The following is a 7,653-nucleotide window of genomic DNA, read 5'->3' on the forward strand; positions in this document are numbered from 1 at the left end:
ACTCCACTGCTGCGGGTTCCCACAGCCGGGCCGGATTACCCGTCCGCCCGGCCCTGAGCTCCGTACCTGCACCTCCTAGCGGAAGACGTTGTCCGACTCGTCCCAGTCGGCCGTCTCCTCGGGACCCGGCCGCCTTGCCGCGCGCGACCGGGCCTCGTACATCGCGTCGATCTCGGCGGCATAGTGGCGCGCTATGGCGTCCCGGCGCAGCTTCATGGACGGCGTCAGCAGCCCGTTGTCCGGGGCGAACGGCTCCGGGAGGACGCGGTAGACCCTGATGGACTCCGAGCGGGACACCGCACTGTTGGCCGAGGCGACCGCCCGCGCGATCTCCTCCCTCAGCGCGTTCTCCTCCCGGGCCTCCCGGCTCGGCGACTCGCCCTGCAGGGCCAGGCCGGCCCGCCAGTGCGCGAGGAACTCCGGGTCCAGCGTGATCAGGGCCCCCACGCACGGCCGGTCGTCGCCGACGACCACCGCCTGGTGCACCAGCGGATGCATGCGCAGCCGCTGCTCCAGCGGGGCCGGCGCCACGCTCTTGCCGCTGCTGGTGACGATCACATCCTTCTTCCGGCCGGTGATCGTCAGATAGCCCTCGGAGTCCAGCCGTCCGATGTCCCCGGTGGCCAGCCAGCCGCCGTACAGCGTGGTCCGCGTCCGCGCCTCGTCGCCGACGTATCCCTGGAACACCGACGCGCCGCGCACCAGGATCTCGCCGTCGTCGGCCACCTGGACCTCGGTGCCCGGCAGCGGCCGGCCCACGGTCCCGGACTTCTCCCGGCCCAGCGGCTGCATGGTGATCCCGCCGGAGGTCTCCGTCAGGCCGTAACCGTCGTGCAGGTACAGCCCGATGCCCTCGTAGAACAGGGACAGTTCCCGGCTGAGCGACGAGCCGCCGGAGGTGCCCCGCACGGCGCGCCCCCCGAGCGCGGCCCGCAGCCTGCGGTACACCGTCCGCTCGTACAGGGCGTGTTGCACCCGCAGATCGAACCCGGGACCCGGCCCGAGGCCCAGCCGCCGACGCTCCTCCGCCTCGGCGTAGTCCCGCGCGGTCTGCGCCGCCCGCTCGAACAGCGCACCCCGGCCCGCCTGCTGAGCGGTCCTCAGGAAGGTCTTGTACAGCTTCTCGAACACCGACGGTACGCCGTAGAGGTACGTCGGCCGGAACGTGCGCAGCGCCGATGCGAGGGCTTCCGCCGTCATCTCCGGTTCGTGCGCCATCAGGACCCCGCCGCGCACGCACATCACCTGGACCATGAGCCCGTACACATGGGAGAAGGGCAGGAAGGCGAGCACCGACGGCTGTTCGCCCGGGGCCGCCGCGGTGTGCCCCCAGCCGGCGAGCAGGATGTCGCAAGGGTGGGCCAGGCCGCGGTGGCTCAGTGCGCAGCCCAGCGGACGGCCGGTGGTGCCCGAGGTGTAGGCGATGACCGCCGTCGCGTCCGGCAGCACGATCCGGCGCAGCGACTCCACCGTGGTCAGCGGGATCACCGCACCCTGCTCGGCCAGCCGGGCCGGAGCGTCCGCGTCCAGCTGCCAGACGTGCTTCAGCCGCGGCAGCCTCGCGCACACGGTGCCGACCGTCATGATGCCCTGCTCGTCCTCCACCACCACGGCCACGCAGTTGGCGTCCCGCAGGATCCACTCCACCTGGTCCCGCGAGGACGCCGGGTGGATCGGGACGACCTCCGCGCCGACGGTCCACAGCGCGTGGGCGAACACCGTCCACTCGTAACGGGTCCTCGCCATCAGGGCCACCCGGTGGCCGGGGGAGATCCCCGCGGCGATCAGGCCCTTGGCCAGGTCGACCACTTCGTCCCGCAACTCGACCGCCGTCACCTCCTCCCACACGCCGGGCGCCGCGTCCGTGCGCCGCGCGAGGAGGGGCAGCGTCGGATTGCGGTCCGCGGTCTCGAAGATGCTGTCGGCGAGCCCGCCGGTCATCGGCGGTACGGCTGATGGAGCGAGGGCGTTGTCGCGCATGCGCTGCTCCCGAGGTGTACGGAGGGTGACTCCGCCGGTCGGCTCAGTTGCCGGCGGTGCTCGAATGTAGCCCAGGCAAGCGGTTTCGGGGCCAGGAACAGGCAAGTCGTGATCCGCTGATGATCTGTGCGTGTCCAGAGGCCGTTGAGCACACGAGTCACCTGAACCCCGACCCCGGCGACCGCCCCTCAGTCCTGGGTGTGCCGCACACAGGCGGTCACGACGTCCCGCAGGCTGCCCGTCCGCTCCATGAGCAGCCGCTGCTCACGGGCGCCGTTGCCCCGGCGCAGCACCTTGGCGACGGCCTCCTCGACGCCGGCCGCGTCACCGCTGTCGGTGAGCGCGTCCCCGGTGTGCTGCAGCAGCGAGTACAGCACCCGCGCCGCGGGCCGGGGCAGCATGGTCACGGGGTCCAACAGGTCCTCGTCCAGGCCGGACCGGGCGGCCTGCCAGGCGGCGAGCCTCAGCAGGCTCACACTGTGGTCGAGCGGCGGCCGGCCCGCCCGCCACTCGCGGGCCGCCGTCTCCACCAGGGCTCGGGCCAGCGTGGCGATCAGGACGGTGGTGTCCGCGCGCAGGCACACGTCCGCCACCCGGATCTCCACCGTCGGGTAGCTCGCGGACAGGCGCGCGTCGAAGTACAGCATCCCCCGGTCGAGGATGACCCCGCTGGCCACCATGTCCCGCACCAGCCGGTGGTACCGCTCGGCCGAGCCGAACAGCTCGTTCGGACCCGCCTGCGGCCAACGCCGGACCACCCGGCCGCGGTAGCTCACGTAGCCGGTGTCCCGGCCCTGCCAGAACGGCGAGTTGGCGCTCAGCGCCAGGAGCACCGGAAGCCACGGCCGGATCCGGTCGAGGACGGCGACGCCCTCCTCGTCGGACTCCACCGAAACATGCGCATGACAGCCACACACGAGCTGGTCCTGGGTGGTCATCCCGTACCGCCCGGCCATCCACTGGTAGCGCTCGTGCACGGTGAGCGAGGGGGTCACCGGCATCGGGTACGTGGCGAGCGCGGCGACCGCGCAGCCGATCTCGCCGGCCAGCCGGGACGCCTCCTTGCGGCAGCGCACGATCTCGGCGCCGAGGTCCGCCATGTCCGCCTGCGGATGTGTGGCGAACTCCAGCATCTGCCCGAACAACTCCTTCTGGAACACGTCCTGTCCGGGATCGTCCTGGGTGGCACGGACGAGGACTGCGGCCGACAGCGGCTTCGGCTCCCCGCTGTCCGGGTCGACCAGAAGGAGTTCCTCCTCCACTCCGACAGTGCGCACGTGGGTCGCCCTTCTGTTCGTGACGAGGAGCAGTCGTAGGTCTGTACGACCCTGACTGCCCCCCGGAACGGGCAGCCGACACCTGTGGGTTCAGCGCACGGGCGTCAACCAGACAGTGGCGAGCGGCGGCAGTGTGAGCCGGAGGAACCCGTCCTCGGGCTTGATCGCCCCCGGGGCGCCGACGCCGACACCGCTGCCGCCGTAGCGCGCGTCGTCCGTGTTCAGCGCCTCCTGCCAGGCGGGGACCTCGTCAGGGACCCGGAGACGGTAGTCGCCACGGACCACGGGGGAGAGGTTCGACACGGTCAGCAGAGGGGATCCCCCGGTGTCGAACCGCAGGAACGCGAAGACGTTGTCGTCCGCCGCGTCACACTGCACCCACCGGAAACCGCCCGGATCCGTGTCCCGCTGCCACAGCGCCGGTGTGGCCCGGTACAGCGTGTTCAGGTCCCGGACGAGATGCTGTACACCCCGGTGGTCCCCCGCGGAGTGGTAGTCCTCGTCCAGCAGCCACCACTCGGGGCCGTGCGCCTCGGACCACTCGGCGCCCTGGGCGAACTCCTGGCCCATGAAGAGCAGTTGTTTTCCGGGGTGGGCCCACATGAAGCCCAGGTAGGCGCGGTGGTTGGCCCGCCGCTGCCACCAGTCGCCCGGCATCTTCGACACCAGGGCCTGCTTGCCGTGCACGACCTCGTCGTGGGAGATCGGCAGGACGTAGTTCTCGGTGTAGGCGTACACCATCGAGAAGGTCATCTCGTTGTGGTGGTACTTGCGGTGCACCGGCTCGTGCTGGATGTACTCCAGCGAGTCGTGCATCCAGCCCATGTTCCACTTCAGTCCGAAGCCGAGCCCGCCGCTGTCCGTCGGCCGGGTCACGCCGTCCCAGGCGGTGGACTCCTCGGCGATGGTGACCACGCCCGGGCAGCGCCGGTAGACGGTGGCGTTCATCTCCTGCAGGAAGGCCACCGCGTCCAGGTCCTCCCGCCCGCCGAAGACGTTCGGCGCCCACTGCCCGGAGTCCCGCGAGTAGTCGAGGTAGAGCATGGAGGCGACGGCGTCCACCCGCAGCCCGTCGATGTGGAACTCCTCGCACCAGTACACGGCGTTGGCGACGAGGAAGTTGCGCACCTCGGTGCGCCCGTAGTCGAACTCGTACGTGCCCCAGTCGGGGTGCTCGGCCCGCCGCCAGTCCCCGGGCTCGTACAGCGGCTCACCGTCGAACCGGGCCAGCGCCCAGTCGTCCTTGGGGAAGTGGGCCGGCACCCAGTCCATGATCACGCCGATGCCCGCCCGGTGCAGCGCGTCCACCAGGTACTTGAAGTCGTCGGGTGAGCCGAGCCGGGGCGTGGGCGCGTAGTAGGAGGTGACCTGATAGCCCCAGGAGCCACTGAAGGGATGTCCGGCGACCGGCATCAGCTCGACATGGGTGAAACCCATCTCCGCGACGTAGGCGGGCAGTTCGTCCGCCAGCTGGCGGTACGTCAGCCCCGGGTGCCAGGAGGGCAGATGGACCTCGTACACGGAGAACGGCGCCTCGTGGACAGGCGTGTCGCCCCGGTGGTCCATCCATTCCGCGTCGCCCCACTCGTACCGCGACACCGCCACGACCGAGGCGGTCGCGGGCGGGAGCTCCGTACGGCGGGCCAGCGGGTCCGCTTTCAGGAACCGGTCGCCGTTGCGGGAGGTGATCTCGAACTTGTACCGGGCGCCCTCGCCGATGCCCGGTAGGAACAGCTCCCACACGCCCGACGCGCCGAGCGACCGCATCGGGTACTGCGTGCCGTCCCAGTACGTGAAGTCACCCGCGACCCGCACCCCTCGGGCGTTCGGCGCCCACACGGTGAACCGGGTGCCCGCGACCCCCTGACGGGTCATGGGCTCGGCGCCGAGCGCCCGCCACAGCTGCTCGTGCCGGCCCTCGCGGACCAGGTGCAGGTCCAGCTCGCCGAGGGTGGGCAGGAAGCGGTACGGATCCTCCACCTCCTGCTCACCGTCGTCGTACGCGACATGCAGCGTGTACGACGGGATCTCGTCGTACGGCAGCACGGCGGCGAACAGACCACCGCCCTCCGACGCCAGCGGGCTGTGCATCCCGTCGACGACGACGCTGACCTTGCGGGCGTTCGGGCGCAGCGCCCGGAACAGCGTGCCGCCCGGCACCGGGTGGGCGCCCAGCAGGGCGTGCGGGTCGTGGTGCGCGCCGCCGAGCAGACGGTCGCGGTCGCCCTGGTCGAGCGGGGCGGCCGCGGACGGAGCGGGTCCCGCCGGCCTGGGAAGTGCGGTGTCGTTCCGTGTCACGACGTCAGCCTCCCCACACCGCGAGCCGCTGGATCGCGGCCATCGGAACCGGTAGCCAGTCCGGACGGTGTCTCGCCTCGTACAGCACCTCGTACACCGCCCTGTCCGTCTCGTGCGCGCGCAGCAGCGCGTGCTTCTTGCGTGGATCCCACCCGGCGCGGGCCGCATAGCCCGCGCAGAACGCCTCGCGGCAGCGGCGCGCCCACTCCGGCCGCCAGGGGCGGCGCTGCCGGGCCGCGTAGTCGAAGGAGCGCAGCATCCCGGCCACGTCCCGCACCGGGGACTGCGCGGCCCGCCGCTCGGCCAGCGGCCGGGACGGCTCGCCCTCGAAGTCGATGACGAACCAGTCGCGCCCTGCCTGCAGCACCTGTCCGAGGTGCAGATCGCCGTGGATGCGCTGGGCCGGCGGCCCGGTGTCGCACGTGGCCAGCGCACCGAACGCGGCCCGCAGGCCCGGCACGAAGGGCCGCAGCGCGGGCACCGCGTGCGTGGCCGCGTCCAGCCGCGCGCACATCGCCTCCGCGGTACGGCCGTTCTCGCCCGGCCCGGCCGGCGGGAAGGCGTCGGCCAGCGCGAGGTGGACCTCGGCCATGGCCCGGCCCAGCTCCCGGGCCTCGGCGGTGAAGTCGTCACCCGTGGCGAGCGCGCGCAGCGCCAGCGTCCAGCCGTCGGTGGCGTCCGGCAGGAACGGCTGCAGGACTCCCAGCGTGGCCGGGCTCGGAGTACTCGTGCTGAACCAGGCGACCGGCGCCGGCACCCGTGCACACCCCTGTGCGGCCAGCGCGCCCGGCACCTCGAGGTCGGGGTTGACGCCCGGCTGGATGCGCCGGAAGAGCTTCAGGATGTACGCGTCGCCGTAGACGATCGACGAGTTGGACTGCTCGGCTTCCAGCAGCCGCGGCGGGAGGCCACCGGGCAGATGGATACCCGGGGCCTTCTCGAAGCACAGCGGACCCGATGTGCCGGGCTGTCGCAGCCGCTCCAGGAGCAGATGGGCCGAGCGCGGGTCCTGCAGCGCGTCGTACACGGCGAGGCCGGCGAACGGACCCTCCTCGACGCGGCCGACGTACGCCCGCTCCAGCCGCGGTGCGAGGTGCTCGCGCACGCCCAGGAGCAGCTGGTAGCAGTCGCCGGGCGGCGGCGTGCCGCCGGGAGTGGGCACCGGCGCGTGCGAGGCGTGGACCAGCAGGTGCAGACATCCCGGGAACAGCTCGCTCATGGACAGCAGCGACAGATCGGTGACGGGCCGGTCCTTGCCCGCGAACCAGCGCTGCAGGGGCAGCCACTCGCGCAGCAGCCCGCTCAGCGAGGCCAGGGGCCGGTCCGTGGTGGTCGCGGCCCTCGGCCGGGGGGTGATGGTCTTCGGCATGGTGACGCGTCCTTTCCTCGGCGCCGGTGTTCAGCGGCGGCGGCCGATGCGGGATGCGACTCGGGTGAGCCGGAACCAGTAGAAGCCGTGGCCCGCGAGGGTCAGCAGGTAGGGCAGTTCACCGATGGCGGGGAAGCGCACGCCGCCGATCAGCTCGACGGGGTGCCGTCCGTCGTAGACCCGCAGATCCAGTTCGGTGGGTTGTGCGAACCGGGAGAAGTTGTGGACGCACAGCACCAGGTCGTCGCCGTATTCGCGGAGGAAGGCGAGGACGGCGGGGTTGGAGGACTGCAGTTCGGTGTAGGTGCCCAGTCCGAAGGCGGGGTTCTGCTTGCGGATCTCGATCATGCGGCGGGTCCAGTGGAGCAGGCTGGACGGCGAGGACATGGAGGCCTCGACGTTGGTGACCTGGTAGCCGTAGACGGGGTCCATGATCGTGGGCAGGAACAGCCGGCCGGGGTCGCAGGAGGAGAATCCGGCGTTGCGGTCGGGGGTCCACTGCATGGGGGTGCGTACGGCGTCGCGGTCGCCGAGCCAGATGTTGTCGCCCATGCCGATCTCGTCGCCGTAGTAGAGGATCGGTGAGCCGGGCAGGGAGAGCAGCAGGGCGGTGAACAGCTCGATCTGGTTGCGATCGTTGTCGAGCAGGGGGGCGAGGCGGCGGCGGATGCCGATGTTGGCGCGCATACGCGGGTCTTTCGCGTATTCGGCCCACATGTAGTCGCGTTC

Annotated in this window: 5 protein-coding genes; all 5 read right to left on the reverse strand. The window is 71.6% G+C overall.

Annotation, left to right across the window (positions count from 1 at the left end):
• Window positions 1–75: 75 nt before the first annotated feature.
• Window positions 76–1,980, reverse strand: a complete 1,905-nt coding sequence (locus tag ACIF83_RS06785; protein WP_398138253.1) for an AMP-dependent synthetase/ligase — start codon at window positions 1,978–1,980, stop codon at window positions 76–78.
• A 188-nt stretch (window positions 1,981–2,168) separates the two neighbouring features.
• The gene (locus ACIF83_RS06790) at window positions 2,169–3,257 is read right to left on the reverse strand and encodes a glutamate--cysteine ligase (RefSeq protein WP_393476636.1); all 1,089 of its coding nucleotides are present in this window, start codon (window positions 3,255–3,257) and stop codon (window positions 2,169–2,171) included.
• Window positions 3,258–3,347: 90 nt separating this feature from the next.
• Window positions 3,348–5,555, reverse strand: coding sequence for a 1,4-alpha-glucan branching enzyme (gene glgB / locus ACIF83_RS06795; RefSeq protein WP_399724025.1), 2,208 nt, complete (start codon window positions 5,553–5,555; stop codon window positions 3,348–3,350).
• Window positions 5,556–5,559: 4 nt separating this feature from the next.
• A complete protein-coding gene (locus ACIF83_RS06800; protein WP_393476630.1) occupies window positions 5,560–6,924 on the reverse strand; it encodes a maltokinase in 1,365 nt (454 codons plus the stop codon).
• 30 nt (window positions 6,925–6,954) lie between these two features.
• A partial coding sequence (locus ACIF83_RS06805; protein WP_399724028.1) for an alpha-glucosidase C-terminal domain-containing protein occupies window positions 6,955–7,653 on the reverse strand: 699 nt, incomplete at its 5' end.

Source organism: Streptomyces sp. NPDC085866, from assembly GCF_044541035.1.
Taxonomy (GTDB): Bacteria; Actinomycetota; Actinomycetes; order Streptomycetales; family Streptomycetaceae; genus Streptomyces.